General features: G+C 66.0%; 32 protein-coding genes. 3 read left to right on the forward strand and 29 right to left on the reverse strand.

What is annotated here, in order from left to right; all coding sequences use genetic code 11:
- Positions 1-241: 241 nt before the first annotated feature.
- The 8 genes from V3C85_RS02680 to V3C85_RS02715 form a co-directional block, all read right to left on the reverse strand.
- Positions 242-871: a DUF6441 family protein gene (locus V3C85_RS02680; protein WP_331793871.1), complete on the reverse strand. Its 630-nt coding sequence runs from the start codon at positions 869-871 to the stop codon at positions 242-244.
- 5 nt (positions 872-876) lie between these two features.
- The gene (locus V3C85_RS02685; RefSeq protein WP_331793543.1) at positions 877-1,188 is read right to left on the reverse strand and encodes a head-tail joining protein; all 312 of its coding nucleotides are present in this window, start codon (positions 1,186-1,188) and stop codon (positions 877-879) included.
- Complete coding sequence (locus V3C85_RS02690; protein WP_331793544.1) at positions 1,188-1,523, reverse strand: DUF2190 family protein; 336 nt, start codon at positions 1,521-1,523, stop codon at positions 1,188-1,190. Before V3C85_RS02690 ends, V3C85_RS02685 begins: the two co-directional genes overlap by 1 nt.
- A gap of 80 nt (positions 1,524-1,603) precedes the next feature.
- Positions 1,604-3,637 (reverse strand): prohead protease/major capsid protein fusion protein, encoded by a 2,034-nt coding sequence (locus tag V3C85_RS02695; RefSeq protein WP_331793545.1) that lies wholly within the window; start codon positions 3,635-3,637, stop codon positions 1,604-1,606.
- 4 nt (positions 3,638-3,641) lie between these two features.
- Positions 3,642-5,102, reverse strand: a complete 1,461-nt coding sequence (locus V3C85_RS02700; RefSeq protein ID WP_331793546.1) for a phage portal protein — start codon at positions 5,100-5,102, stop codon at positions 3,642-3,644.
- A 62-nt stretch (positions 5,103-5,164) separates the two neighbouring features.
- Positions 5,165-5,374 carry a phage head-tail joining protein gene (locus V3C85_RS02705; protein ID WP_028030714.1) on the reverse strand — a complete coding sequence of 70 codons (210 nt, stop codon included), beginning with the start codon at positions 5,372-5,374 and terminating at the stop codon, positions 5,165-5,167.
- A complete protein-coding gene (locus tag V3C85_RS02710) occupies positions 5,374-7,377 on the reverse strand; it encodes a phage terminase large subunit family protein (RefSeq protein ID WP_331793547.1) in 2,004 nt (667 codons plus the stop codon). The genes V3C85_RS02705 and V3C85_RS02710 overlap by 1 nt, the downstream gene beginning before the upstream one ends.
- Entirely contained in the window at positions 7,325-7,885 is a 561-nt protein-coding gene (locus V3C85_RS02715) for a hypothetical protein (RefSeq protein ID WP_331793548.1), read from the reverse strand. Before V3C85_RS02715 ends, V3C85_RS02710 begins: the two co-directional genes overlap by 53 nt.
- A 111-nt stretch (positions 7,886-7,996) precedes the next feature.
- Between V3C85_RS02715 and V3C85_RS02720 the strand changes: the two genes are divergently transcribed.
- Together V3C85_RS02720 and V3C85_RS02725 are read left to right on the forward strand one after the other, a co-directional pair.
- A complete protein-coding gene (locus tag V3C85_RS02720) occupies positions 7,997-8,221 on the forward strand; it encodes a hypothetical protein (RefSeq protein ID WP_331793549.1) in 225 nt (74 codons plus the stop codon).
- Positions 8,222-8,311: 90 nt separating this feature from the next.
- Positions 8,312-8,881 (forward strand): DUF3489 domain-containing protein, encoded by a 570-nt coding sequence (locus V3C85_RS02725; RefSeq protein ID WP_331793550.1) that lies wholly within the window; start codon positions 8,312-8,314, stop codon positions 8,879-8,881.
- A 52-nt stretch (positions 8,882-8,933) separates the two neighbouring features.
- Here V3C85_RS02725 and V3C85_RS02730 read toward each other — a convergent pair whose 3' ends face one another.
- Positions 8,934-9,158, reverse strand: coding sequence for a DUF7220 family protein (locus V3C85_RS02730; protein WP_331793551.1), 225 nt, complete (start codon positions 9,156-9,158; stop codon positions 8,934-8,936).
- The gene (locus V3C85_RS02735) at positions 9,155-9,307 is read right to left on the reverse strand and encodes a hypothetical protein (protein WP_331793552.1); all 153 of its coding nucleotides are present in this window, start codon (positions 9,305-9,307) and stop codon (positions 9,155-9,157) included. The genes V3C85_RS02730 and V3C85_RS02735 overlap by 4 nt, the downstream gene beginning before the upstream one ends.
- Positions 9,308-9,417: 110 nt before the next feature.
- Between V3C85_RS02735 and V3C85_RS02740 the strand changes: the two genes are divergently transcribed.
- The gene (locus V3C85_RS02740; protein ID WP_331793553.1) at positions 9,418-11,058 is read left to right on the forward strand and encodes a patatin-like phospholipase family protein; all 1,641 of its coding nucleotides are present in this window, start codon (positions 9,418-9,420) and stop codon (positions 11,056-11,058) included.
- 184 nt (positions 11,059-11,242) lie between these two features.
- Here V3C85_RS02740 and V3C85_RS02745 read toward each other — a convergent pair whose 3' ends face one another.
- From V3C85_RS02745 to V3C85_RS02835, 19 genes are all read right to left on the reverse strand, one after another.
- Entirely contained in the window at positions 11,243-12,553 is a 1,311-nt protein-coding gene (locus V3C85_RS02745) for a site-specific DNA-methyltransferase (protein ID WP_331793554.1), read from the reverse strand.
- Positions 12,554-12,986: 433 nt separating this feature from the next.
- Positions 12,987-13,412 (reverse strand): DUF6362 family protein, encoded by a 426-nt coding sequence (locus tag V3C85_RS02750; RefSeq protein ID WP_331793555.1) that lies wholly within the window; start codon positions 13,410-13,412, stop codon positions 12,987-12,989.
- On the reverse strand, positions 13,405-13,605 hold the full coding sequence (locus V3C85_RS02755) for a hypothetical protein (RefSeq protein ID WP_331793556.1): 201 nt from the start codon (positions 13,603-13,605) through the stop codon (positions 13,405-13,407). The genes V3C85_RS02750 and V3C85_RS02755 overlap by 8 nt, the downstream gene beginning before the upstream one ends.
- Entirely contained in the window at positions 13,602-14,123 is a 522-nt protein-coding gene (locus V3C85_RS02760) for a crossover junction endodeoxyribonuclease RuvC (RefSeq protein WP_331793557.1), read from the reverse strand. Before V3C85_RS02760 ends, V3C85_RS02755 begins: the two co-directional genes overlap by 4 nt.
- Before the next feature lie 435 nt (positions 14,124-14,558).
- Positions 14,559-17,114, reverse strand: a complete 2,556-nt coding sequence (locus tag V3C85_RS02765; RefSeq protein ID WP_331793558.1) for a VapE domain-containing protein — start codon at positions 17,112-17,114, stop codon at positions 14,559-14,561.
- Positions 17,115-17,123: 9 nt separating this feature from the next.
- Complete coding sequence (locus V3C85_RS02770; RefSeq protein ID WP_331793559.1) at positions 17,124-18,443, reverse strand: ATP-dependent DNA helicase; 1,320 nt, start codon at positions 18,441-18,443, stop codon at positions 17,124-17,126.
- Entirely contained in the window at positions 18,440-19,189 is a 750-nt protein-coding gene (locus V3C85_RS02775) for a hypothetical protein (RefSeq protein ID WP_331793560.1), read from the reverse strand. The genes V3C85_RS02770 and V3C85_RS02775 overlap by 4 nt, the downstream gene beginning before the upstream one ends.
- Positions 19,186-20,037: a hypothetical protein gene (locus tag V3C85_RS02780; RefSeq protein WP_331793561.1), complete on the reverse strand. Its 852-nt coding sequence runs from the start codon at positions 20,035-20,037 to the stop codon at positions 19,186-19,188. The genes V3C85_RS02775 and V3C85_RS02780 overlap by 4 nt, the downstream gene beginning before the upstream one ends.
- Complete coding sequence (locus V3C85_RS02785) at positions 20,034-20,243, reverse strand: hypothetical protein (protein WP_331793562.1); 210 nt, start codon at positions 20,241-20,243, stop codon at positions 20,034-20,036. Before V3C85_RS02785 ends, V3C85_RS02780 begins: the two co-directional genes overlap by 4 nt.
- A 10-nt stretch (positions 20,244-20,253) precedes the next feature.
- A complete protein-coding gene (locus V3C85_RS02790; protein ID WP_155045842.1) occupies positions 20,254-20,481 on the reverse strand; it encodes a DUF6511 domain-containing protein in 228 nt (75 codons plus the stop codon).
- Between the two features lie 140 nt (positions 20,482-20,621).
- Positions 20,622-20,852, reverse strand: a complete 231-nt coding sequence (locus V3C85_RS02795; RefSeq protein WP_068767866.1) for a hypothetical protein — start codon at positions 20,850-20,852, stop codon at positions 20,622-20,624.
- 82 nt (positions 20,853-20,934) lie between these two features.
- Positions 20,935-21,684, reverse strand: coding sequence for a hypothetical protein (locus V3C85_RS02800; protein ID WP_331793563.1), 750 nt, complete (start codon positions 21,682-21,684; stop codon positions 20,935-20,937).
- A gap of 18 nt (positions 21,685-21,702) precedes the next feature.
- On the reverse strand, positions 21,703-22,560 hold the full coding sequence (locus V3C85_RS02805) for an ATP-binding protein (RefSeq protein ID WP_331793564.1): 858 nt from the start codon (positions 22,558-22,560) through the stop codon (positions 21,703-21,705).
- A 100-nt stretch (positions 22,561-22,660) separates the two neighbouring features.
- On the reverse strand, positions 22,661-23,179 hold the full coding sequence (locus V3C85_RS02810; protein ID WP_331793565.1) for a hypothetical protein: 519 nt from the start codon (positions 23,177-23,179) through the stop codon (positions 22,661-22,663).
- Positions 23,179-23,571 carry a hypothetical protein gene (locus V3C85_RS02815; protein WP_331793566.1) on the reverse strand — a complete coding sequence of 131 codons (393 nt, stop codon included), beginning with the start codon at positions 23,569-23,571 and terminating at the stop codon, positions 23,179-23,181. The genes V3C85_RS02810 and V3C85_RS02815 overlap by 1 nt, the downstream gene beginning before the upstream one ends.
- Positions 23,571-23,927, reverse strand: a complete 357-nt coding sequence (locus tag V3C85_RS02820; RefSeq protein ID WP_331793567.1) for a hypothetical protein — start codon at positions 23,925-23,927, stop codon at positions 23,571-23,573. The genes V3C85_RS02815 and V3C85_RS02820 overlap by 1 nt, the downstream gene beginning before the upstream one ends.
- Before the next feature lie 13 nt (positions 23,928-23,940).
- Positions 23,941-24,534 (reverse strand): hypothetical protein, encoded by a 594-nt coding sequence (locus tag V3C85_RS02825; RefSeq protein WP_331793568.1) that lies wholly within the window; start codon positions 24,532-24,534, stop codon positions 23,941-23,943.
- A gap of 108 nt (positions 24,535-24,642) precedes the next feature.
- A complete protein-coding gene (locus tag V3C85_RS02830) occupies positions 24,643-25,572 on the reverse strand; it encodes a winged helix-turn-helix domain-containing protein (RefSeq protein ID WP_331793569.1) in 930 nt (309 codons plus the stop codon).
- The gene (locus V3C85_RS02835) at positions 25,541-26,779 is read right to left on the reverse strand and encodes a hypothetical protein (RefSeq protein ID WP_331793570.1); all 1,239 of its coding nucleotides are present in this window, start codon (positions 26,777-26,779) and stop codon (positions 25,541-25,543) included. Before V3C85_RS02835 ends, V3C85_RS02830 begins: the two co-directional genes overlap by 32 nt.
- Positions 26,780-26,852 lie beyond the last annotated feature (73 nt).

Genomic DNA, 26,852 nt, shown 5'->3' on the forward strand with positions numbered 1-26,852 from the left:
CTGATTGTGGCGAACTGGGTGGAGGGACAGTTCTGAGGCGCGAGTGGTCGCGGGGAGGTCCCCAAAGTTCCACCCCCCCGTTATCAACCCCCGGGCGGGCACCCGGCGTTTTAGGAGCCTTTTCGCACCCGGCTCCCGGCCGCACCGCCGGGCGAATGCGACCCCAACCCCCCGGGGCCCCCCCCGGGGGGTAACACCCGCGGGGCGTACTTTTGGGGCCCCCCCCGCGACCACTCGCGCCTCAGAACTGCCCCTCCACCCAGTTCGCCACAATCAGCCCCGGCACCGCGTCATGCGCCCGCTCCGCGTCCCGCGCGAGGTCCAGCCGCTTCGGCAGCTTGACCTGCGGCACTAGCAGGAAGATCGGCACTGTCACACGGTCCCGGCCGGTCTTCGACCGTGACGCCACGGCACGGCCTTTCGAGTTCAGCCGCCCCTCGGCCACCAGCAGGCTTGGGCCCAGACGGCGATAGACGAACCGCAGGCGCAGGCCGTTGCGGCGTTCCCATTCGCCTGGCGTGATCCGGCCGCCACGCAGGGACTTGCCTGCGGCGGGCGTGGGGATCGCCAGCCAGAAGCCGTTCTTCGAGCGGATCAGCGGGCCGGTATCGTGCGCGCCGACGATGACCGGGGCGTTGGACCAGACCACGGCCGCCGCGTTCAGGCTGGGCGTGGCCTTGGGGAACTGCTCCGACCGTATGGTGCGGGCCAGCCGGGGCCCGAGGCCCGCACCGGTGATCTGCAGCCGCCACGCCGCCTTCAGGCCGGTCCCGGCCTCGCGGATCGCGGCCGACACGGCGCGCTCGCCCGCCGCGACCTCGGCTGCCATCATCGCGACGATGTCGGGATCGATGTCGAGCTTCAGCTTCATCGCGGTCATGCCGGGCGCAGGTCGATGGTCCAGACCAGCCGCTCGCGGTCTCGGACCGGCTCTCCCTGGATGAGGAAAGCGTCGCCCTCGATCTCGATCCGGTCGCCGGGGCGCGGGGCTGGCACCTCGACCACACGCAGGTCGACGCGGGTGGTTTCCGACCAGAGCCGGGCATCGCCGAAGTCAGTGACCGCATCCGCGCGCCTGGCGACGACACGCACAAGGACGGGCGCGCCGCCCTCGGCGATGTAGACCGCGTCCCGCCCGAAGTTCGGATCGTCGAAGAGCGCGCCGATAGCAGCGGCGAAGGCGCTCATCAGAAGGCGCCGTTCAGCCGCACCCGGCCGACCACATCGCCTGCGCCGCCTGCCACAACCTCGGTCGCCACGCCGATCAGCGTGTTCGAGGTGGTGACCTTGGTGGTTTGCCGGGCGGCGTTGTCCCAGTAGATGCGGTCGCCGACGGCCCATGCCTGCGAGCCGAGCTTCTTCAGCTCGTAGACGCCGACGAGCGCGGCTTCGACAGATTCGCCGAGGGCGGCGGTGCCGGAGGCCACGCCGAAGATGGAGCCGACGAGCAGGCCATCGCCCGCGGCGACGGCATAGGGCGCGGTCAGGGTGATGGTGTTGCCGGGCTGGACGTAGGTTTTCATGGGGAGGATCCTTGTGGAAAGACGAAGGGCGGCCCGTCAGGACCGCCCATGTGTCAGGGTTCAGCATGTCGGCGCGCTGGTTACGCGCCCGGGTTCTTGTAGAGACCGCGCCAGTCGATGGCCTTGGCGCCGAAATCGAGGCGGCACTTGATCTCCACGCCGTCGACGTCGAAGCCGTTGCGCGTCTCGATGTAGGCGCCCTGCTGGCCCTCGAGATAGGCGTATTCGATGGTGTCGATCTGGTTGGGCGAGGCCGCCAGATACCAGGAGGTGGCGCTGGCCGCATCAAGGCGCGGCTCGCTGATCGGCGAGAGCGTGCGAATCGATTGCGGCACCACGCTGGAGGTCGCAGCGGGCACGAGGTTCTGGGCGACCAGCTGCTCGGCCTTCAGTTCCAGCGCGGCCGGGACGATCAGGAAAGCGGGGCGGATGTTCAGCACCGTCTTCTTGTCGAGACCCGTCTGCAGCGCCATCGCCGCCCGCGCCGCGCCGACACTCGCCACATCCAGCGCCGCGCCTGTTGCGGCGAGGTTCTTGTGGGTGGTGTGGAACAGCGCGTTGCCGTCGGCCATCGCCGGGTTGGCGGTGATGATGCCCCAGACCACGTCGCTTTCCAGCTGGGCGATGGAGTTGCCGTACATGGCCGGGATCCGGGTGAAGGCGTCGAGGTCGTCGTTGATCAGCACCTGCCGGGTGATCGCGACGACCCGGCCATAGGTCTTGACCTTGTAGCTCTCCTTGCTCTCGCCCAGCGTGCCGCGCTTGAACTCGCCGCTTTCGCCCACCTCCAGAAGCTGGGGTGCCTCGCCCAGTTGCACCCGGTGCATGGATTTGAAGTCGGTGGCAAGCACCTGGCGGCAGAAGAGCGCGAAGGTGCGGGGATAGGCGTCATAGGCCTGGCGCAGGGTCTTGTTGGTGACGGACGACAGGATTTCCGGGAAGTCCGAGGTCGAATGCAGCGCCCGCGTCGCCACCTCGTCGCGCGAGAGGCCCCGCGTGTTCACCCCGGCATTGCCGAGGCTTTCGCGGGCCAGTTCCAGCAGCGTCATGCCGCGATACTGGCGAGCGGCGTCTTCCAGCGGAAAGAGCGTCGGGCTGTAGCGGTGCAGGAGCGCGTTCGCCACGGCGTCGCGGCGCGTGATGCGTTCATCCCGGCCGCCGAGCGGGACGGAGACATGCGGGAAGGTCCGGGTCTCGTCCGACTTCGCCGCGACCTGGTCGAGGATCAGGCGGCGGGACTCGTCCACGCTGATCCCGCGTTTCACCAGATCTTCGGCGAAGCTGCGCTCAAGGTTCAGACGGCCGGTCAGATCGTAGATCGCGGACACCCGGTCGCGCTCAGCGTCGCGGGCACGGGTGGCGATGGTCTCGGTGTCGGGTGCCGGAGTGGGGTCCGGCATGCGCGCGGCGGCCTGTTCGGGCTGCGCCGGGGCCGCGACGGGCTGCTGGCGGGTCTCGGGGCTGGCGGGGACATCCCCGGCCACGGTGGTCGTGCTCTCAGGCATGGATGCCTCCTTTTGCATGCGGGTGTCGAGGATCTCGACGGGATAGCTGGCCTGATCGGCAGCGCGCACCTGCGCGCGGGGATCGGCGGGAACGGTCACGAAGCTGACCTCGAGCGGCGTCCAGCGCTCGACGATGCGCTGCTCGACCTCGCCCTTGGCGGCGGGCTCGACCACCTTCACCCGCTCGATGGAATAGCCGACCGAGACGTTCCGGATGATCCCGTCGCTGATCAGGCCGAACATGCGGTCGGCGGCCTGATCAAGCCCCTCGCGGGGAAAGCGGATGGTGGCCTTGCCCTCCTTGCCTTCGATCCAGGCGCGTTCGACCACGCCCACCTGCGAATGCGAGGACCAGACAGAATGGCTGTCGAGCGCCGGCGCCCCGGCATTGAGGCGGGTGAGGTCCACCGCCCTATCGCTGACCTCGAGGATCTCGTCGAAGGGCACGGAGGTGTCCCAGCCGGTCCAGCGCCGCCGCCGAACGGCAGCGCCGGTGGTGAAGACCACGTCGACCGAGCGCGCCTCGGAATTGACGGTCGCGGGCAGGATGGGCGCGCGCCGCAGCTGCATCGGCAGGGCGACCGGGGCCGCCATGATGGTCTCGGGCATGGCCCTATTCCTTCTCTGGTTCGGATGCAGGGGCGGCCGGGTCACTGGTCGGCCCTGCGGTCGGGTCGCCCGCCTGGGCGCTGCCGGTCTTGGTGACGCGGCGCGGATCGCTGTCGAGCACGAGACCGAGGTCATCGAGCTTGGCGTTGGTCGCGGCGATTTCCGCAAGGACCGCGTCCGGGTTATGGCCCTGCCGGGCGATGGCCTGCGCCAGCGTCATGGTTCCGGTCCGGATCGCCAGCAGGTCGGCCATCGCGTCCTTGTAGGGATCGACGGCGTCGAACTTCGGCGGCGACCATTCGACCGGCACGTCCGGCGTCGGGATCTGGCCTGCCGCCCATGCGGCCTCGGTGAACCAGCGCCAGACCGGCGCGCAGAGCATCGGGATGAAGAGCTGCCACTGGACGGCGTCGATCATCCGGCGGAATTCGACCAGCCCCGCCCGGATCGAGGAGTAGTTGACCTGGCTGAGATCGCCGGTCATCAACTCGTAGGGCACCCGGAACCCGGCCGAGATCGTATGAAGACTGGCCCTCTTGTATTCGCCGTAGCCACCGGTGGCGGCGGGCTGGTTGAAGCGGATGTCCTTGCCGCCGCGTGCATAGGCGATCAGCCCCGGTTCGAACTGCTCGACCCGGTTGCCGTCGGCATCGACCACGGTGGGTGCGATGCCCTGCTGGGATTCGTCGTCGCCGAAGACGATGGCGGTGACGCAGGCCTCGGTCTTCTTGCGGACCAGTTCCGCCACCTCGTAATCGTCGAGATCGCGCAAGGACCGGATCACCGGCGCGCCCCAGGGCACGCCACGCGCCTGCGTGCGCTGCTTCTCGTAGACATGTGCGATCTCGGTCGCCGGGACCGGGCGCGACCCGAGCCCGCCCTGCAGCGTGCCCCAGGCATCGCCGGGGTGCGCGCCATGCAGCCAATAGGCCCGGCGCTTGCCGACCGGGTCGAACTCGATCCCCTGCACCAGCCGAGCCCCGCCAAGGACGCCAGATTTGGTGGCATCGAGGAAATCGGCCTCGAGAACCTGCAGTTGCAGCGGCACGGCCAAGCCGTCCGAGGGTCGCCGCAGGCGGCGGCGCACCAGCACCTCGCCCGCCTCGACCATCTCACGGCAGATCAGCGTCTGCAGGCCATAGAAGTCGAGTTGGCCGTCGGCATCGCACTCCACTGTCCAGCGTTCGAACAGGGCGTCGATCTTTCGGTCCAGCGTGTCGTCGCCGCTGGCCGCACGGGGCATGATCCCTGCGCCGATGATGTTGTTCACAAGCACCGCCACAGCCTTGGCCGCGTGCGGATTGTTGCGAACCAGATCCCGCATCCGGTCGCGGAGCAGCGCCCCGGCCACGCCGATCTCGGTGTCGGCCGAGGAACCCGGCGCACGCCACCCGTCCGTCCGCCGCCCCTTGGACGCGCCATCATAGCCGCGCGTCAGGGTCTCGAAGGCCTGCCGTGCCAGCAAGCGACGGGCGGCGGCCCGAGGGGCGACAGAGGCAATGGCCCTATCGAACCAGCTGGCCGACATCACCGGTCCCCGCGCGAGAAGCCCGCAAGCCCGGCGACCGGCAGCGGTCGCGTGGTACCCGCGATGGCGCGCTCGATGGTCCGGATGCGCGCCAGCAGGTCCTCGGCCGAGCCGTAGTCCACTGACTTGCCGTCATAGCTGACCCGCGTCGTGCCGCTGGCATAGGCTCGGCGCAACGCCGAGAGCTCGGTTTCCGTCCAGTCGGTCATTAGAACCATCCTCCGCGTCGGCCAAGCCAGTCCGACTGCCGTTTTCCCTGGGGTGCGGATTGCGGCCGGTTAACCCGCCCCGCGCCATCGATTTCCGTTGGCGCCGCCCCGAGCTGATCCTCGAGGTCGCGCCATTTCTCGTCAGACCAGCGGTCCGCGCCTGCCATCCAGGCGGCGGCGCGGGCATAGACCCGGCAATCCAGCGCCTCGTTCCGCTCGCGCAGCTTCTGCCATTCCAGCCGGGCAAAGCCGCGCTTGGTGCGCACCGTCACCAACTGTTCGGCCACGAACTGCTTCAACCATTCGTTCTCGACCCAATGCGGCAGGTGCACCGACCCCGGCGGAAATGCGGCCCCGTCGGCCATCTCCTCCTCGGTCGGGCGCGCCAGTCGCAGGAAGCGGTAGGTCTCGGCCTTGAAGGTCGAGACTGCCACGGTCCAGAGCCGGGCGCCGCGCCGCAGGCGTTTGCCGCCTTCGGTCGCGTCGACGAAGGTGGGCCCCGACACCGGGCTTGAACGGTTGAAGCCCTCGACGCCCTTCACCGGCGACACCTGCCCAAACCCCTGCGCCCGCGACCAGGAATAGACCGCCGGGGCCTCGTAGCCGGTGTCGATGGCGAGCCGCGCGATCCTGAGATGGGCGCCGCGCTCGTGCGGCCAGCTTCGATCCAGCAGCGCGGTCAGTTCCGACCACGCGTCATGCCGATCCGGCCCGCCCTCGATGACGACGTGATCGACGAGCCAACTTTCCAGCCCACGACCCCAGGCCCAGACATCGACCTCGATCCGGTCCTTCTGGACGTCGGCCCCGGCGGTCAGGAACAGCCCGCCCGCAGGCACGGTGCCGGATGTCCAGCGCTCGCGCTGGTCGTAGAGCCGCTGCCAGTCCGGCGCTTCTCCGGTCTCGACCCATGTCTCGCCGAGGATCGTGTTGCGGAAGGCCTTGATCGCCTCGTCGGACCCCTGCGCCGCTTCCCATGACCGCACGATCCGCTCCCAGCTCAGCCAGCCGATCGGCGAATAGAGCGCCGAGAGGTGATACCCGACCGTGGTCGGATCGGCGGCCGTGGCGGTCGCCCGCCATTCGCCGCCCTCCAGCATCGCCGTCTTGTGATGTTCCGCGATGGGCGTCTCGCAGCCCTCGCAGTGATATTCCGCCGTCTCCGGGCGACCCTTCTGCCAGCGCAGCCGGTCGAACTTCAGCCATTGCGCATGGCCACAGTGCGGGCACGGTACGAAGAACCGCCGCTGGTCGCTCGCCTCATATTCCCGCTCGATGCGCGACAGCCCCCGGATCGTCGGCGTCGAGACCAGGAACACCTTGCGCCGATGGGCGAAGGTCAGCGACCGCGCTTCCGCCAGCGTGACCGGATCGCCTTCCTCGTCCGCCGAGGCCGGATAGGCGTCGACCTCGTCGAGGAAGATGTACCGCGCCGGGGTGGACCGCAGCCCAACGGCCGAGTTCGCCCCCGTTATGATCAGGATGCCGCCCGCGAATTCCTTGGACAGCATGGTGTTGCCCGCGTCGCGCGACCGGGCGGGTTTCACCCGCTCCCGCAGCTCCGGGCTTTCGTCGATCAGCGGGTCGATCCGCTGGCGCGAGTTGCGTTTCGCCAGTTCCACCGTCGGCTGGACCGCGAGCATCGGCCCCGGCGCCTGGTGGATCGCGAAGCCGATCCAGTTGTTCCCTGCCTCGGTCGCCCCGACCTGTGCGGCCTTCATGAACACGATCCGCAGTGTCGGATCGCCAGGGGAAAGCCGGTCCATGATCTCGCGCATGTAAGGCGTGCGCCCCGTGCGATAGCGACCCGGTTCAGCCGATGCGCGACCCGACAGCATCCGATGCCGGTCCGCCCATTCCGAGACGGTCAGGTCCGGGTCGGGCCGCAGCCCGTTGCCCCAGGCGCGCAGGATCTCGCCCGCGCCGTCGAAGTCGGTCAGGCCATCATCATCACCGGAAGTCGGGCCGGACCTCGGCGAGTTCGTCGAGGTGGGCGCGTACATGTTTCTCAAGGACCTTCTGCATCGCGGCTGGCTCGACACCCAGATCGGCCGCCATCAGCGCAGACGAGCGCGCGGGCCAATTCACCCATGCGTCCCGAACTTCCCGCGCCAGGCGGAAGACCAGCGCCAGGGCACGCGCCCGCTCGATCAACTCCCCCTTCAGCGTCTGAAGCCGGATGCGCCGCTCCTGCGCCTTCAGCACCTCGTTCGCGGTCTTGGCCTGCAGGAAGGTCGTGCCGCCGCCAACCGCCGGAACCGCCAGACCCTGTTCGCGGAGCGTGTCGCCGACGGCGGCCACCGCCGCCTCGGGGACCGGCTTCAGCTTCGGTTCGAGCGGCTTTCTTGTCTTCGACGGATCAGTCGTTTCCGCCCGTCGCACATCACTCGCCTCTGCATCGATGCTGCCATCGGCAAACAGCACCAGCCGCTCGGCGACCTTGGCCTTCTGGATCGCGCCCCGCGACAGCCCGACATGGGCGGCGTATTGGCGCTCGCTCATGCCCTGCATCGACGGCTCCGATTATCATTCAAGATCATGTGCTTATCGAGTTGATAAGCGTCGCGGACAGAGGGAATGTCACTTCAAAGAAGCGATGCAACTCACCACGGAGCTACCAGAATGACCCGCCGCGCCACCACCAACGAGAAAGCTCTCGACGCCTTCATCGCCGCGAAGGCCGAGATCGACGCGATGCTGGAACGCCTCGCCGCCCTCAGCGCCGACCACTTCGAGACACATCCCGACGAGATCAATTGGGGCCACGTCGGCACCCTTAACCACTACCGCGCCAAGCTGCGCGAGATCACCGACATGGCCTTCAGAGAAGGCGAACACGCCGAGTGAGACGACCCGCTCCCGGTCCCGCCCGCCGACTGGCGGGCTCGTCCTCGTAGAAGGGCCCGCATCCCGCGCGCCCCGATACGGGAGACGACGATGACCAAGCTTTCCGACACCCAAGCCCTGATCCTGAGCGCCGCCGCCCAGCGGCCCGAGCACATCGCCCTGCCGCTGCCCGAAAGCCTGCGCGGCGGGGCCGCCGCCAAGGTGGTCGGCGCAATGCTCGCCAAGGGCTACCTCGAAGAGGTCGACGCCGACATGCGCAACGGCGAGCCCGTCTGGCGCGAGACCGGCGACGGCCACGGCGTCACGCTGGTCGCCACCGACGCGGGCCTCGCCGCCATCGGCATCGAGACCGAGGGCGCGGACGCGCCTGCGGGCGCCAACGAGGCGCCGATCGAAGAGCCCGCGACGGACACCCCCACCGAGGCGGCAGCCGCGCCCAAGACGCGCACACCGCGCGAGGGCACCAAGCAAGCGACCCTGATCGCCATGCTGCGCGCGCCGGACGGCGCGACCATCGAGGAGATCATGGCCGCGACGGGCTGGCAGTCGCACACGGTGCGCGGCGCGATGGCCGGGGCGCTGAAGAAGAAGCTCGGGCTCGAGGTGACCTCCGAGAAGGTCGAGGATCGGGGGCGCGTGTACAAACTCCCTGCCGCCTGACGCGAGGAACCCGACAAGTCGATGGCCGCCGTCCCGCCGGGGCGGCGGTCGATCATTTTGCGCTCCGCATCCGGATGGCCTCGAACACCCGGCGCAGGGCGAAGGAACGGGCGATCGACACGACGGTGAACACCGCGCCCATCTTCAAGTTCTGCGCCAGTGTCGTGTGCAGCCCGAAGATCGGGAAGATCAGGATCTGCGTGACGACCGCGACGCCGTAGCCGACGATCACGTTGGCGACGGACTCCACCAGCGACATGAGGCTGGTTTGCTTCATGCCGCCACCTCATCCATCGGCCAGCAATTCAGCCGCCAGAGTTCACAGCGCATGCGCCGCAACCAGCGGGACCACGCCATTGCCACAGAGGCGAAGCCGGTCCACACGGTGGGCCAGCCCATCAGCGCCTCGAAGAATAGCGGATCCACTTAAATGGCAGGTCGGTGGCTTGTGTCCGTCGTGGGGCACCACAACTTTTCCTTGACTGCCTGCTTGTTCCACCAACAATCTGCTAGGGAATGAGTGGGCGGGCGATAGCGTGACAATTCCGATTAAATGCATTTTTCAAGGCGGTGGCGCCAAGTTGGTGACGCTTCTTGCGGCGGCGGAAGTTCTCGAGGAACTTGAGAAATCGGGAAGAGTCGTAGTAACCGAAGTTGCCGGAACTTCTGCTGGATCGATTGCTGCCTATGCCTTTGCACATAAGAAACCCACTGAGCTTCTCCGGGCCAGGATGAAGTCAGCTGCTAGTAGCGTAATAGAACACTTTTCTTCTCCGCCCGGTCGTGTTGGCATCCTCTATAAAATCTACAAAGGCCGCCCAATATTCGACGAGACGAAACTCCATGAGTTCTTGCGATCCACCTTTTCAGAGACGGAAGCTGACCGACCAAGAATGACGGACTCTCGAATACCGGTTCACATTCGTGTTTCTGACATCAAGAACGGTCGTATTCATACGTATAAGCCCGAAGATGATGTGGGGGTCGAAAACGCGCTAATCGATTCTTGCGCAATCCCGCTGGCCTTTAGAACACATGTGTCAAATTCTCCGTACGCTGATGGTGGCATCACATCTAACCTAGTAGACAACAGCATCTTTCGGGACCCGACTGGAAACGTAATTGCGTTCTCGTTTCCGCGCGGTGCCCCGTATCAGTTCAGCGATGTTCCCACCTATCTTATGTCATTGGCCTCAACTGCAATTGACGCTTCAGTAGAAGAAGCCCGCTCTAGGATTGAGGCTCAGGGTGGCTTTGTGTGCGAATTGCCAAACGAATATCGGACGTTTGATTTTCGTGATGCGTTGGAAAAAGGACTGGGCGATGAGCACTTCGCGGCGACCAAAAGAGTGATCCGAGCAAAGATCGAGGAAGCTCTCGCCTACTTTGAGCGAGCGGACAGAAAGCTGAACCTGGAAACCGACTTATTGCGCGTTCAGCGTTTTACTGGCGAGATGTTCGAGCGAATCATGAAACTATTCCCCTTCGGAGTTTCCCACTGTTCGATTTCTTGCATCGCACAGAGCCTAGAAACTTCGGCTGGCGCTGACGGCTTAAAGCGTGATAGGCAAATCAAAGATTTGCGCATCGAAGCCAAAGGCGCCTCTCTTATTGCGTTCCGTGTCGGTATCGGTCGGGAAGAGCTCTACGAGTTAGGAAAAGACATCCGTTGGGAAGTGCGAGACAATGCCGGGTCGAAGCTCTCTGCAACCCATGGAGTCATCGAATCCGAACAGAATGGAGCGCGCGTCTGGCACTCGTGCTTCGTACTTGACGCTCCGTTACCGGCGGAGCGCGCCCCGGTCCGAGTGCGGCTAATGACCTCCCATGTCGGCATAATGAAGGAACTTCTGAATGGAGGTTCCGAATGGATGAGAACAGTGTGTAGTCAGGATGACGATGTACAAGTTCAGGATTTTGTGTTCGCATACCCTGAACGGTCCGGAACCTTTGTGATGACTGATTTGTTGGATAATTACCACAGGGCTACGCAGAAGCCCGACAATCTGGAGGGCATGAGAAAGGCTTGGTGCGCTGGCGAAAAGATGAACGAAAGTGATCTAGAACAGTACGTTAACGGTCTCTTGAGTCTCTCCGACTATGCGTATATTGGATGGCGCTGCCGGGACATGCAGCCCAAATCGTATGCTGGCGCGTTGATCGAACGCGCCTCTTAACCGTTGATGCCAACCCTAGCACCATATATGGTGTAGGCATCGAGCAGATGGAGTACATGATGGTCAGAGCGATTGACACCGCTACTTGATCTTGAGGCGCACGATCTGTGCCCAGAGATCATACGTGAACAAAAAGGGCCGGAACCGGCCCTTTTTGATTCGTCGATCTGCACGGACCTGTCTCTCAACTCCATCTGACGCCCAGCCGCTCCGACCTCACCTCGGCGAAGGTCCGGCCATCGCCGTCGAGGATCGCGTCGCGGCCGGTCTCGGCGTGCCAGCGTTCCACGGCGACATCGACATAGGCGGGGCTGATCTCCATCGCGAAGACGCGCCGACCGTTGGCCTCGCCCGCCATGATCTGCGAGCCGGAGCCCGAGAACGGCTCGTAGCAGAGGCCGCCGCGTGCCACATGCTGGCGCATGGGGATGCCGAAGGCGTCCAGCGGCTTCGGCGTCGGGTGGTCGGGCCGCTCGTCCTTCGCGAAGGACGGCATCTCCCAGGTCGAAGGCAGCGTCTGCTCGGCCACCTTCGGCGGCCGGTTCGGGCGACGCCATCCCATGAAACAGGGTTCGTGCTTCCAGAGGTAGTGCGATCGGGTCAGGACGCCGCGATCTTTCACCCAGATGATCTGCTGGTGGACGAAAGCTCCTGCCTTCTCCCAGCACGCTTCCAGCATCGCCTGGCGGCGGGAGGCGTGCCAGCAATACCAGGCGGCGTCGTCCGTGATCGCTTCGGCAACGGCCGCCGCGATGAAGCCGTCGTAGAGTTCAGCCCCCTGCGAACTGTCGTCCCAGGTCGTGCCGTAGGACGCGGACCAGTCCTTGTTCCGCGTCGGGTGGTTCGAGCCGTCGTAGTCAACGAGGTATGGCGGATCGGTCGCGAACAGGATTGCCCGCTCGCCATTCATCAGTCGGCGCACATCGGCGGAGCTGGTGCTGTCACCGCACAGCAACCGATGATCCCCGAGGATCCACAGATCGCCATTGCGAGACGCCGGGTTGCGCGGCGGTTCGGGGATGGTCACCGGCGGCACGGAGCCCCCGGCGCCACCTTCTTCCCCGTCCCCCTCCGGCACAAAGGCCAGCAGCTTGTCGAGTTCGCCGTCCGAGAAGCCGACCAGCGACAGGTCGAAATCCTCGGCCAGCAGGTCGTTCAGTTCCGCCGACAGCAGCGCCTCGTCCCAGGTGCCGAGCTCCGTCAGCTTGTTATCCGCGATCCGGTACGCCCGGCGCTGCGCCTCGGTCAGGTGCCCCAGCACGATCACCGGTGCTTCCGTCAGCCCGAGCTGCGTCGCGGCCAGCACACGGCCATGGCCCGCGATCAGCTCGCCGTCCTCCCCGACGAGGCAGGGCACGGTCCAGCCGAACTCGGCCATGCTGGCGGCGATCTTCGCGACCTGGTCGGCACCATGCGCCTTCGCATTGCGGGCATAGGGCTGCAGCCTCGTCAGTGGCCACATCTCGATCCGATCCGGGGCAAAGCTAAGCGTCATCGGCGGGTCATTCCTCGGATCAGGGTGGATACCCCCGGTTTCCGGACTCCGGGGTCCAGACTGGACTCCACGCGGAGTCCAGCAGCCACCAGGGGTGTCCAGCTTCAAGCGTTTGATTTTGCGGTGTTTCAGGCGGGTTCAGGCAGCGGTGGCTTCCGGGTGGCTTCCCAAAAATCCGGCCCTGTCGCTAGCGATGTGCCGCGCTTCGCCCGCCAGCATACGAAAACGCCCAGGAAGGAACCAAGATATCAAAGGCTTGGCAGTTCGGACCCTCACTGGTCCCCTCGCTGGACCCCGGAAGCCAGCGACGCGGCCTCTGCCTGCGCGCTCCTCTCCCGAGCATATTGAATCTGTAGCGTCCTGGACGCGATCTGTCTTGGCGTCTGGTGTCTCGCTTGAAAGTGTCTCGCCCACGCGACGGCTATTGACAGGTTCAGGGCGTCGCCTTCGCGACCACGAAGTCCATCGACCGCTTCGACGGCACTCGCTTGCCGTTCAGACGCCAGACGATGACGGCGATGCCATACTGCCAGCGCCGGTTGGCGGTGGCGCGGCTGATGCCCAGTTCCCAGCAGATCGGCTTCCAAGGCTTGCGGTTCGACCGGAGCCACACAAGGCGCGCGTCGGCCGGGTCCAGCCAGCGCAACCACAGCAGCGCGTCGTCGGCTTGGGTGATGTCGCGCGGGCCGGGCTTCGGCCGTCGCATCCGGGGTTCCTGACCGACCTGATCGGCGAAGCTGTGGAAATACTCGGGCCAGGCGTTGAAATAGCCCTGCGGCTTCACCTCGGGCAGCGACCGGAAGACATCGGCCGCGCTCTCAAGGCGCGCTTCGACCATGGCGGGTGTCCAATCACCCATTGGCCACCTCCATTGGCTCGACACGCGGGCCGTAGAGTTTTTCACCCAGTTGGCGGACCAGTTCCTGCTCCGGCCAGGTGAGACGCGGGTCATCGATGGAGACCGCCAGCAGACCATGGTCGTGCCAGCCTTCTTGCTTGACGCGATCTGGATCACGCCGGGTGCCACCATAGCCACGGGGATACCACCTCACGCGACACCCCCGTTCGTTTCGATGGCCCAATTCAAGATGGCGATGGCATCCGCCTCGTTGTCATCGGTGGGGCTGAAACCACGCGCCCGCGCGGCCGCAATCATCGCCTCTTTGTCGGCGTTACCCTTGCCGGTGGCATGGCGCTTGATGGTTCCGACCGGAACGCCCTCATAGGGGATGCCGCGGAGTTCGGCCCATGCCGTGAGCGTGGCCATCAGCCCGCCATAGACATGGGCCGCGTCGGTGCCGACATGGCGGCGGACTTCCTCGAACCAGATCGCGGCGATGGGTCCTGACAGTCGGTCGATCTCGGTCAGCCAGTTGGTGAAGCGAAGATATCGCATGCCGCCGCCGTCGAAACGTCCGGCGCGAAAGGATGTCGTGCCGGACGTGATCAGGCCGTCATGGCTGCGCAAAGCCCAACCTGTTGTCGTCCCGAGGTCGAGGGCAAGGATGCAGGACGTGGAAAGGCGCCCCTGTTCGAGGTGCAGATCCGCAGTCTGGATGGTCGGCGTCATGTTGAAGGCTCACCTGAAACGTGGGCCTTCGGCTTTGGTCATGGGCAGAGAATCATGACACACGCACCCATTCAAGAAAAATGCGCCAGACGATGCTTCTGTCCCACCTGCTCGTGGGGTGTCCCACTTGCCGATCAAAGTGGGACGCCAGATTTTCCTTTCAAAACAAGGCGTGTCCCACCTGTCCCACTTGTCCCACCTTTTTCCCTACGTCGCATGAGGAAGAATGAGGTCGAGGGGGATGTATGTGCTCCATATGGGAAAGAGAGAAGTTGGCGGTCCAAGTGGGACAGGTGGGACAGGATTGATTTGAAATGGTTTTTTCTGTCCCACCTTGGGCTTGAAGTGGGACAGGCCGCGAAGTGGGACAGCGGCAAAACGAAAAAGGGCACCCGGTTCGATGCCCCCTCGATGCCTGCCACGGCCATCGCGACGTCAGCCGCGCGGCGACCTGCGGTAGCGCCATTCGCGGGTCGCACCCGCTCCGCTGCGGTATCGCTCCCAATCCCGCGACTTCAGCCAGGCCCCCACGCGCATCTGGTCGCCCTTCGTCCATTTCGCGGGTTCGATACCAAGCGCGCCTTCAAGGATCTCACCCACCGACACGTCGTGGATCGGCTCGGGACGTTCGAACTCTTCATCCTGCCAATCATCCCAGCCCGCATGGCCGCGATTGACGCTGCGGGTGTCGTGGGTCAGCCAGCGGTCGATCCGCGCGTCCCAGGCATCCGCCTGGTAGCGTGCCTCCTGCGCGGCGGCGGCTTCCGAAAGGATCGCCGGATCGTCGATCCACCAGATCGCGCCTTCGCGGAAGCGATGAACGGCTTCGGCCCAGAGTTGATCCCGGTCACGGGCGATTGCGGCGATGTCGATGCTGCCACAGCGTAGCGGCCAGAAGCGGCGATTGCCGGTTTCGTCGCGCAGATAGGTGTCGGGGTTCACAGTGCCCGCGAAGACGCATTGGCGTGGCACTTCAACGGTGTAACGGCCATAGGGCGGACGGAAGCGGTCGGTAGTGCGGGTCAGAAAGGCCTTGATGCGCGAGACCTCGGCCCGACCGATGGCGTCGAGTTCGGCAATTTCCACGATCCAGACGCCCTGCATGTGAATGGCCGCGTCCTTGGACCCGAGCTCGGGCAGTTCGTCGGTGAACCAGTCCTCACCCGCCAATACCTTGATGGCTGTCGATTTGCGCGCGCCCTGCGGCCCTTCGAGGATCAGCATATGATCGGCCTTCACCCCGGGCCGGTAGATCCGGGCCACGGCCGAGATCAGCCAGAGCGCGCCGATGGTGTGATGGAAGGCTGTCGGCGCTGCACCGAGGTAGGTGCTGGTCCAGGTCTCGATCCGGGGCGTGCCGTCCCATTTCAGGGTGTCGAGCCAGTCGCGAACCGGATGGATGCGCAGGTCGCGGGCCACCGCGCCGACACCCCGGCTGACGACCATCGGGGCGACGTTGAGCCCGCGCAACTGCAGCCATTCGGCGGTACGCACATCGTCTGCATCGTCCCAGAGGCGCGGAAAGCGGATGGCCGGGTCATCCCAGGGCAGCGGCTGGCGCACCACGATGGATTGGGCGAACTCGTCGAAGGCCAGGAGCCCTGCGAAGACCGGATCCGAGGACAGGGCGATGATCACATTGGCCTCGTTGCGCTCGGGCGTGCCGGACAAGTCCTGACAGAGCCGTCCGAACCAGGCGGGACGCGCGATCCTGCTCTGTGGATCGCCCGTCGCATGCACGCGGCGGCGCAGTTCCGTCAATTGCTTGTCGAGGATCGACATGGAGATGCCGGTCGTGGTCTTGATCCGGGCGAGGATCTGGCGTTCGGGCAGCGGATCGAGCCGGGCCAGCGCAAGGCGACCGAGAAGGCTGGAGAGCGCCGCGAGTTCGGGCGGGTTGGTCAGCGCTTCGGCGGCGGCAATCAACTCGTCCGGATCGCCAGGCGCCGGGGCCGCCACTGTCGTCGATGCCTCAATACCGACCGGCTCGTCGGCCGAAATCTCCGGGCGATAGTCCGCCGCACGCGCTCCGCGCATCAGATCGTCGTTGAAATCGTCGCCATTGAACGGGACCACGATCTGGTTCGGAATGTCGGCCCGGTTCAGCCGGTCTGAGAGCGTGGCGGCCGCCTGACGACCGGCATCGCCAGCATCGGCGTAGATCGTGATCCGCGTCGCGCCCGCCGGCCACTGAAACCGCGCGAGCCCGTCGGCAGAGAGTGCCGCCCAGACAGCGGTGCCGAACAGGGCATGTGCTGCCAATGCTGTCTCGATGCCTTCAGCGATGCCAAGGTGGCCGTCCGCAGGCATGGCGAACAGGCGCACGGCCGCATCCGCTACCGATCCCAGCATCTTCTTCCCGGCTGGCGCCTTGGCGCTGCCGTCGTCGAGCAGGAAGGTCCGGTGAATACCCTGCGTGCGGGTGCCATCCGCCAGGCGTGGCAGTGCGATCAACCCCGGCCAACCGCGTCGCGTGTCGAAATCCGGCAGGTCGGGGTGGAACAGCAGATCCGGGCATCCCGGATCGGCAACGCCGCGGATGCGGAGGTAGGTTTTGCCGGGGGTGCCAGCGAGCGGCTGTGCGCCGTCGATCAGTCGCGCAATCTCGCCGGTATGATCGGGCTTCGCGCGTGGCGCGTTTCGGGGCGCGGGATGATCCATCCCGGCAATCCGCGCCGCTTCGTCGAAGAGCGCGCCATCGCAGAGCCCGGTTGCCTGCGCGATCAGATCGATGGGCCCGGCGCTTTCGCCGGTGGCATAATCGAACCCCCAGCCGGCATATGGCCCGTCGAGATGGATCGTGCAGGACCCTTCCTTGCGCGGCGGGCGGCCGGACAGGTCGGCACAGCGCAGGCTACGACGGTCGCGCGCAAGCCGCGCCTCGGGAAAGATGCCGGGGAGCCAGTCGACTGCGGTCGCCGCCAGCCGGTCCTTTACGGCCGACAGATCGTGGCGTGCTTTCGGCGTGCCGACATCGTTGAGATCGATCATCGCGCCCCCTCAGGCCAGAAGGACGAGCCCGCGCTCAGCGCGGGTGATGGCGGTATAGAGCCAGCGGCGGCGGTCGATTTCGCTGCGTCCCAGCCCGTCATCCCAGACGATCACATTCTCCCACTGCGACCCTTGCGCCTTGTGGGCGGTGATCGCCCAGCCGAAAGTCGCCTCGGTCAGCTTGCGCTTTTCCCGCCAATCGCGGTCATGGCGCTTGGCGTCGTAGGAGACGTGATCCTCGAAATGCCCCTTGTAGATGCGCAGCCGCCCGGGGCGGCCGTCGCTGTCGAAGGGGGAGACCCGGCGCCCGTCCTCGTCATGCACCACGGCCGAGAAATAGAGGCTGCCCTCATCGACGATATCCTCGAGGGTCAGGAACATGCCGTTGATAAGCCCGAGCGAATTGTCGTTCTTGAGGCAGATGATTTTTTCAGCCGCGCCAGTGGGCAAATACGTCCCGCCAAGGCCAGCCGCCGCGCGCATCGCATTGTTGATCTGCAACCGTGTCGCGTTCAGTCCGCAGATCAACTGCCCGCCGCGCAGCGCCTGTTCCGGCGAAATGTCGCCCTTGCGCATCTTGGCGACATGGGTGTCGTAGGTGCCAAAACCGATGGGCTCGCCCATCCGCGCCATGGTGGCGAGACGGATGATCGCGCTCTCAGTCGCCTGGCGGTGGATCTCGGTCAGCATCACGTCAGGCGCATCGCGGGTGAAGGCGCCTTCGCCCTTGATGGGCGGCAACTGACCCGGATCGCCCAGAACGAGGATCGGCTTGCCAAAACTCATCAGATCGCGCGCCATTTCCTCGCCCACCATCGACACCTCGTCGAGGACGATCAGCCTTGCATCCGCCGCATCGCTCTGCGGGTTCAGGGCAAAACGGGGATGCTTCATCGCCGAGAGCGCCTGCCGCATGGCCTCAATCGCGGCCTCGGCCGTGGTGCGGTCAAAGCCGGTCAGCCGCCGCGCGGCAGTCTCGGCCTCTCGGACCTTCTGCGCTGCGGCCTCGATTTCCGCTTCCGTGGCCTCGATCACAGAATAGATCAGGCTGTGGATGGTGCGCGCAGGCGTGCCTTTGCGGGTCAGCACCAGCGCCGCCTTGCCTGTGAAGGTGGCGGTAACCACACCCGGCACACAGGTGCCGTCCTTCGCGCCGCGGTGGGGCGACAAGCCAAGCTCATCGAGCGCGAACTTCAGCACCGTGCTCTTGCCCGATCCGGCATAGCCAAAGAGCCGGAACACCTGTTGCTGTTCGGTGCGGTTCTCGAACCAGTCGCGGACCTCGGCGATGGCGGCGGCCTGCGCCACCGATGGGGTAAATTCCGTCATGTCTGCCGCGCCTCCACCGCATAGTCCTTGACCACCCCGCCGCGCGCGGGATCGCCCACTTCGCATTGGCGCACGAAGATGCGCCGGCCACCGGGCAACTGGCGCCAATGCCCCCGGCGCATGTGCCAGCGCGGGCTGGCATGACTGCCGCCGAGCGGTTCGGATGCGACGCGGAGCCTGGCCGGATCGATGGCGACCTGATGCCAGGTCCAGCCGCGCACGCCATCCCGCGCGAAGGGTTCGCGCCTGATCGGGGCGATCTGGCGTTCGCTGATGCTCGCTGCCGATGCGAGGATCGCGAGCCCACGCCAGACGATGGCGGCCGCCGCCTGACCGCTTTGTTCCGCCAGCCCTGAATCGCGAAGCGCCGGATTGGAAGCAAACTCGGCGATGCCGCCATCGGTGATCCGGACATGGGCATGAATGTCGGTCCAACGTCTGGGGCTGCGCCACAGGGCTAGCCAGACCGCCTCGATGCCGTCGTTACGCTGTCGGGCGTAGACGATCTGGCTGCGGATGGTCCGACTGCGGTCGGCCAGTTCGAAAATCGTCTCGGGGTGCGGCAACCGTTGCGGACCTGCCGCGAGGCGGCGGGCCAGCGCATCGATGTCGTCGGAATCGAACTGCGCCTGATCGGCGAAGCGCCAGACCGGTGCAAATTCGAACCCTTCGAGCAGATCCGGCAGCCAGAAGAGTGCGCGATGGGCGCGGATGATGCGCTTGAGATCATAGGCCTCGGGGATCATCGCCTCGGCTCCGCCCGTTCGCGGCTGAAACGCTCCACTGGAGCGTTTCCCGGACGCCGCTCACCCCAGCACCTGGCTGCCCATGCGCAGGGCGCGTGCCATTTGCCGCCAGCCATGCCGCCCCGGCAGACGACCGCCGTGGGCTCGGTCGCCATCCGGGGCAACCATTCGCCTGCCGACGAGGCCTGCACGACCGTGACGGCCCGATCCGACATCTCCTGCGCGAGGCGGACATCGAACGGGACGAGTTCCGCGTGCAATTCCATCGTGTCGCGGTTCAGCGCGGTGAACAGCACCGGGTTGGGCAGGTCCATGTAGGCCTGATAGAGCGCGATCTGCGCGGCATAGACGGGACGCGCGATGCTCATACCGCGCTTGACCACATCCTTCCAACTGGAAGCGCCGAGCGCCTTGTTCTCCCAAAGCGTGGGGTACTCCATCGCGACGGGACCCGAGACGAAGCAGCCATCGATATGGCCCTTGAACCGGCCCGCCATGGCCTCGAAGCCGAACTGGCGACCATCGGGGCGTTCGGTGCGCAGGTCGAACCCGGAAATCCTGAACCAGCCCGCGACAATGTCCTCGGCCCGGTGGCCAGCCTCGAAGATCCGCAGGGTGCGCGGCTCGAACTCCTGGCCCTCGTCCTTGGGGACCGCGAGAAAGTCATACTGGATCTGGCGCAGGCAGTCGCGCCCCAGCCCCGAGGAACTGACATAGGTTCGGGGGCGCTCGGCGCGATTGCGCGCCGTCAGGGCCGCATCGATGGCGGATGAGACGGCTGTGGCGATCGGCGGACGCGGCGCATCCTGACCGTAGATGCAGCCCGAGCCGTGGTTCAGGTCGATCATTGGTCGCGCTCCCAGAACCCGCCAGCCTGCGCGATGCAGGTCAGCTTGTGATGCTGGGCCTCGGTCAGCCGGGCACGCGCGCCGAATGTCCCCAGCTTCTGGCGCAGGCTTTCGCAGAACTCGACCTCGAAATCGGTGATGGCGTTCGCCGTCGCGGCAGCAAGAAGGTCAGTCCAGGGGGCGGTCTCATTGTTCAGATCGATCATGGCGGCCCCCTCAGAACGGAATCGGATCGTCATGGGCCGTGCCGGTCCGCTCCTTGCGTGCGCCCTGCGCCAGCATGCTGTCGACATAGCCGGTGACAGCCGCCTCGATCAGCCGGTCGATATCGGCGGCGGTGCGATGGAAGAAGGGCTCCATGAGCCCGAGGTCGGTCAACGCTTCGGCAAAGAGCGTCCGCGCGTCGCGGATCGCCTGTGCCTCGCGGGCGGTCTTGTCGATCATGCCATTCATCCTTTGGGCGATTGCGCTGCCCACGTCCTGACAGCGGAGCGAGCAGAAGCGGTGATAGGGATAGCGGTCGTGCTGGAGGCGGTGGACGTAGCCGAAGCCACGAGCCTCCCGCGCGCAGACGGCGCAAAGCGCTACCCCAGTAGGAAATTCGCGATCGGGTCCTCGGGCGGCCAACCCGCCCGCTGAAGCTTCTCGGTCTGCATCACGATCCAGCGTGAGATCGCGTTGCTGGCCATGGCCTCGAGGTCGCCGAGGGTGAGGCTTGCGATGGGTTGGTGCAGTCTTCCTCGGGCCTCGAGCCATGTTCCGATCTCCAGCGCGGCGGCGCGCGTCACATGCGCTTGCCATTCGTCCGGGGTCATGGGCCGGTCGCCCGGCCCAGCCCCATCGGGCTCGGCGGTGGTGGATCGCGCAGAGCCACCCGACCGCCGCTTCCGCCGCGCCTCAGCCATTGAGCCAGGCGGGCATCGCGGGGGCGCCCGGCGCGGCGGACGCCGGTGCCTGCGTCGCGGCAGCCGCTGTGGGTACGGTCTGCGCGCCCCAGGCCGGAGGGGTCGTTGCAGCGGGCTGCTGTGCCGCGCCCCATGCCGGTGTCGGCGCTTGCCAGCCCGGCGCCGCGCCGCTCGCGGCCTTGCGCGGCGGGGCGTTGACGGGTTCCGGCGGGACGGTTTCACCGCGCATGACGGTGGCATGGTGCGGCTCGTCGGGCAGAACGACGTTGGCGATGCGGTTCTGGTCGCGGTATTGCGGGTTGGACGCGGGCTCCACCATGATGCGGGCTGCGAAGACGATGCCGTCGAGATGCTTGAGGCCGGGTAGCACCCGCTTGGCCTTGGTCGCCGGGGTTTCGTCGCGCGGATCGAGCCCGAGGGCGCTGTCCACCATGGCGCGAAACGTGGATTTCGAGATCTTCCAACCGATGGACTGGCCTTTCTCGTCGAGTTTTCCGCCTGCCACGGTGAAGCTCTGCCAGAACTTGCGGCGAGCATGCGGGCCTTCGACCACCGTGAATTCGCAGTCGAGCATCCGCGCATCGCTGGACTGCGAGGCCTTCAGCAGCCCCGCATCCATCGGCGTCGCGCCGTTCACGCCGCCGGGGCGGATGGTCAGCCGCACCTTGGCAAAGGTACCGTCGGGGATCAGTTCGCCGATGGGGGCCATCTGCGGCTGGGCGTCGTTCAGATCGTAGCTCATGTCAGTTCCTTTCAAGGATCAGGAGGCGAAAGCGGGGTGATGGGGGGCGCGGCCGTCGATCCGCGCGAGCAGCGCGCCGAGGTCGGGCGGTTCGGTCAGGTCGAGACGGCCTGAACGGTCCTTGGCGGGAAGGCCCCAGGGATTGCCGGACTTGCAGACAAGGCGGCGGTCGGTGGCGGTCTCGTCCAGCACCCAGCCGCCTTCGGCATCGCGGGCGAAGAGCTGCATCGAAACCACCTGGTCCACGATGCCGGGCAATTCCCGCCCGGCCTTGCTGCCTTCCATCTGCGGCTGCCAGGTGACGGCGCCGAAATCGTCGGTCACCTTTTCCAGCACGCCCACGAAGATCACGGTCTTGCCGCGTGCATGCTGGAGGTGCTTCAGCGCCTGAATGACCTCGCGCCCCAGAAGCCCATAGGCGCCCCGGACATCCGGCTTGCCGGTCCGGTCCGAGAAGGCCTCGGGCTGCTGGCGGGCATAGGCCATCGCCTGCCGGGTAAGATCGGTGATCGAGTCGACAAAGACGATGCGGCGCGCTGCGAGGAAGGCCTCAATACCGCTTTCACGGTGCTGGGCCTGCAGCCACGCATGGCGTTCGGTTCCATACCAGGACTGCGGGTGTTGCGCGGGGTCCGGTCCGCCGATCAGCACCGCAAGATCGCGGAAGTCGGTGAAACTGCGCACCGGGATCGAGGCGCCGCGCCAGTCCTGCACCGATTTCATCCCGGCCTCGAGGTCGAGGCAGACGGTTTCGTCGGGTGGAAGGGATTTCAGAAGCGTAGTCTTGCCCACGCCAGGCGGGCCGAAGATGGCGAGCGAGGTCTTGTTCTCGGCGGCCGAAAGGCGTTCGTCGGCGGTGATGATGCGGAATGCCATGGGGTTCTCCGAAGGATTGAAAGGGCGCGGCGGCGGGGGTGACCGGGTGCCGAAGGGGAACCTGCCCGGCGTTGCCGCTCGGGCTTCCCGCCGCCGCGCGTCACCGGTCTCGGGTCTCGAGCCGGAACACGGGTTTGCCGGTGGTCTCGGACCGGGCGGCTGCGAAGCCCTCGCGCATGGCGTCAGGCCAGGCGCCGAAGCGGCGTTCCGGCACGCGATAGGCGATCTCGAGATACTGGGTCGGATCGTCGCCCGCCTCGCGGATCCGGGTTGCCATGGTGGCCAGCCGGTCCTGATCCCACGTGACCTTCTTCGGCAGGTCGGCGATCACCACCACGCCCGCATCCTCGATTCGGACCGTGCCCGAGGTCTTGCCCTGCGCAGACCGCTCGGCCTCGGTTGCAGCGTCATAACGCTGCGCCAGTGCCGCTTCGAAACGGTCCTTCAGGCGCTTGACCCGCGCGGTCTCGGCCGCTGCTTCTTCCTGCAGCGCAAGAAGCAGCGCCGGCGGCATGTCGGCGATTTCGCCGATGGACAGCCGGTCGAGGTCGTCGAACTTCGGCATGTTTCCGTCGCGCCCCTCGGTCGGCGCATCGGTGCTGGGAAAAGGCATGGCCATTAGCGCCCCTCCCGTTTCAGGGCCGCATCCACGGCGCGGTCCGTGCCAACAGCCCCGGCTTCGCGAGCCAGACGGTGGAGCTTTTCCAGCGCCGAGGATCGCTGGATGGCCGCAGAGAGTTCGGCATTCGCGGCGACGATCGCGATGGCGATATCGTCGACACTCGCTGTCTCGACTGGCAGCGGATCGGTGGCATCGCCGGGACGCCAGGCGGCGGGGATCACCTCCGGCAGATCCTCAAGGCTGCGGAAAGCCTTGCGCAGGCGCGCAAGCGGGCCGTTGGTCTCGGTCATATCGAGGTCTCCGTTGAGGGATGCGGCCGAGTTTCCGGCGAGAAGGAAGTAAAGGGACGGCGGGAGCCGATCCCTGATCCAGGCAAGCGTGGCGCGCATCAGGCGGCCTCCTCTGTCGCGATGAGTTGGGAAAACGGGATCGGCGCATGGCGCGGCTTGGTCCGCGCGATGGCCAGATAGGCGAAGCGGTCGGGGCCGACGCGGACCTGCACCAGATGCACCAGCGCGGCCTCGAAGGCGCGGTGAGCGGCACTGGCCAGCGCCCCGAGCCTGCGGCGTTCCAGTTCCGGCAAGGTTGAAATCACCGCCGTGGTGTCGATCCCGAGAAACCCGCGATGATACTCGAGGCGGTCGCCCGGCATGGCCTGGCCGATCCAGGCGCAGAACTCGATGTCGGTGAACGGCCGGGCCTTTGCGGGCGTGAATTCGGTGAGGGGCATGACGATCATCTCCATGTCGGTCCTCTACTCACGCCGCTTTCGAACCGTCCCACTCCGCCCCCAAACCGCGCATGGCGAGGTCAAGCCGCAGGCGGGCGATGTGGCGGTAGAGGGCGGAGCGGGAGGTGCCGGTACGTTCGACGATCTCTGCGACAGCGCAGGTGCCAAGTGCCGCGCAGAGCCCGCGCGCTTCCTCGGGCAGGCCACCCAGCACCCGGGCGAGATCGTGGTGGGTCTCGGCGTCGTCCGTGGCAGCGCGGTCCTGCCCATACCAGGCGGCCAGACCATCGGCTTCCGCCAGCAGGCAGCCCAGCGGTTCGGTCGCGCCGGAAACGGGGGCGTCGAGCGAAAGCACCGTGCCGCCCTGCATCCGGCGCTGGCGATGATGGCGGATGGCGATGCGCGAGGACTGGTTGCGCAGGACGATGTTGGCGAAGGCGCCGATGCTGCCACGGCGCGCATCGAAGCTGGGCAGCCGGCAGATCAGGTCGACCAGCAGGTCCTGGCGAAGATCGTCGAGATCGGCGGCGGGCAGCATCAGCTTGCGATGCAGGCGGCGCGCGGCAATGGCTGCCTCGTCGATCAGCGTGGCAAGGTCGTTGGGGGAAATCGGCGGAAACATTCGGGAGCACCTCGGAACATGTTGCTGTTGTTCCGAATGTGCCGTTCAGCGCGCTGCCGCCGGTGTGATTGCCGTGTGTTTGTTATGTGCGGATTGTGTGTGGCGGCCTCAGGGTTCGATGACCACTTCGGCAGGGTCGAGGCCGAGCCGATAGCCGCGAGCATGTACCGTCGCGACCAACGCCTTTGCTTGGTCGCTGGTCAGCCCACAACCGACCAGCGCCTTCCGAAGGTCTCGGATGATCTGGTTGGGCGGCCGGCCGGTCTGCCTCTCGATATCCTGCTTTTTCAGAACTGGATCACGCTTGACGGATTGCTCGATCAGCAGACGAAACAGCGCGAACATCTGAGTCGGCAGGTCGAGCCGACGGCCGTCGAGAGTGACCGATTGCGCCGAAAGCGTCATGACAAGGCGCGGCACTGAAGATGGCGGATCGAGGACGAGGCGTTCCGTGCCATCCGACCCTGCCTTGAAAACCGCCGCAATTTCGTGTGGCTCGACCCCAACTTCTCGCAGCCTTACGGCGATTGTTGCGGAAAGGTTGTGGACGATTGCCATGATTGGCTTTGGCCCCACGACCGCCCTGATCGCCATCACCGCGCCAGGCGCAACCAGATTTTCAGCATCGAATGACAGGACCACGGCATGCCCGGATGGGGTCTCCCCCAATAGCCAGAGGCCGTCCGCAACACGGGCGACAGCGCCGCCAAGATTCCCGCTGGCAGCAATCCGGGCCACGAGCCGGTCGACGTCGACCGAGAAGCGGCGCAGATCGTCCTTCTGGAGGATCACGTCTTCGGCCTGATCGTGCGGGCAACAGGCCCGGAAGGCATCGCCCAACTGTTCGACGGGGCGCGCGTCTAGCCCGCAGTCGCACTCGGCGCAGACCGACCAGGTATCGGCCTTCCGTTCCTCGATCAGCACCTGCGCTCGCAAGAGGCGCTCGACTTCGCTTGCGGGAAAGCGGCCTAACGCCCGGCCCGAGAAGGAGACCCGGGCGCCGCCCTCACTCAGCCGCGTCCACAACCATGCCAGCATCGCGATCCTTCTCGAGCCCATTGCGCTGAACCAGCGTGTGGATCGCCTTTTCGAACCGCGTCCGGCGGAAGGCGAGCGTCCCCGGCGGCTTCAGCCGCACAGTGACCTGTGCCGGCCGCTTTGCGCCGGTTTCGAATGCGACCCGGAAGGTGATCTCGCCCAACCGCCAGCCCCGGCCGAACCGCACCTCGCTGCCCCGGAAATGCGTCAGCGCGCCGCCGGACGCGTCCTTCGATTCCCAACTGCGCACATGTCTCCAGCGCTGATCCTCCTCATCCCGCTCGAAGAGGTCAGCGGCGGCGGCAACGATCCGGACCTCCTTAATGGACTCGTCATAGCGATGCTGGAACGCAAAATCGGGCCCGGCATCGCTGATCGGATCGAGCGTATAGAGATCGCGCGCGTCCCGCCCCGAGAAGAAGCCCGGCCGCCTCAGGATATGCCGGGCGAAAAGCTCGGCGATCTCGCCTTGCTGCGCCTTGACTACGCCGCCCACGAACAGGCGCCCCTCCACCGGGGAGTACCGCAGCACCGCATATTTGACCGCGCGAAGTGTTATGATCTCTTCGCGATCCCCGGTGACCACCGGCGTTGTGGTCACTTGCGCGCCGTGGCTGATCACCAGGTTGATTTCGCCGTATTCCTCATAAGGCCCAAGGCGGCAATATTGACCCTGCAGGTCCTGCGAAAACAGATTGATCACCGCGGCCTTGAAAGCCTCGGTCATTTCTTCGGTCAGGTCCGCACCCACGTCTCGCTCTGGGCCGCGGAACTCCGCAGGCGATGTCGGTGCCCGAAGGGCGTGGAAGTCGGCTGCTGCCTCGAAAACGCGGTGATGCAGCAGATAGGTGTGCAGCGCGACGTGTTTGGGATCATGGCGCATGGGCGCTGACTCGGCGTCGTCAGGGTCGGGTTCAGGATAGAGAACCACGCCACGACGCCGAGCTTCGTTTAGAATAAGCTGCATGCCCTCGCTGGTTCCAAGCTCGGCAACGCGATGCAAATCGGCGACCATTCCGGCGTTCCAGCCAGCAACGGTTCCTTCGAAATGCGCCGCCAGAGCTGCACGAATGGTTGGGGCCTCTCCCTCGAACGCCACAGGCAGTTCATCCTCGCCGAAGTGCCGAACGAACAAAACCCGCATCAGGGCCGGATCAATGGTTTTGAGAAACTTCGGATTAACAAATTTCTTGAGATCGGAACCCACGGGAATACCTCGCAAACGGCCGGCCTGTTCTGATTATGTTCTACCCGATGGATCAACCATGAGTCGAGTCCGG

It is taken from the genome of Pseudotabrizicola sp. L79, from assembly GCF_036553525.1.
Classification (GTDB): Bacteria; Pseudomonadota; Alphaproteobacteria; order Rhodobacterales; family Rhodobacteraceae; genus Pseudotabrizicola.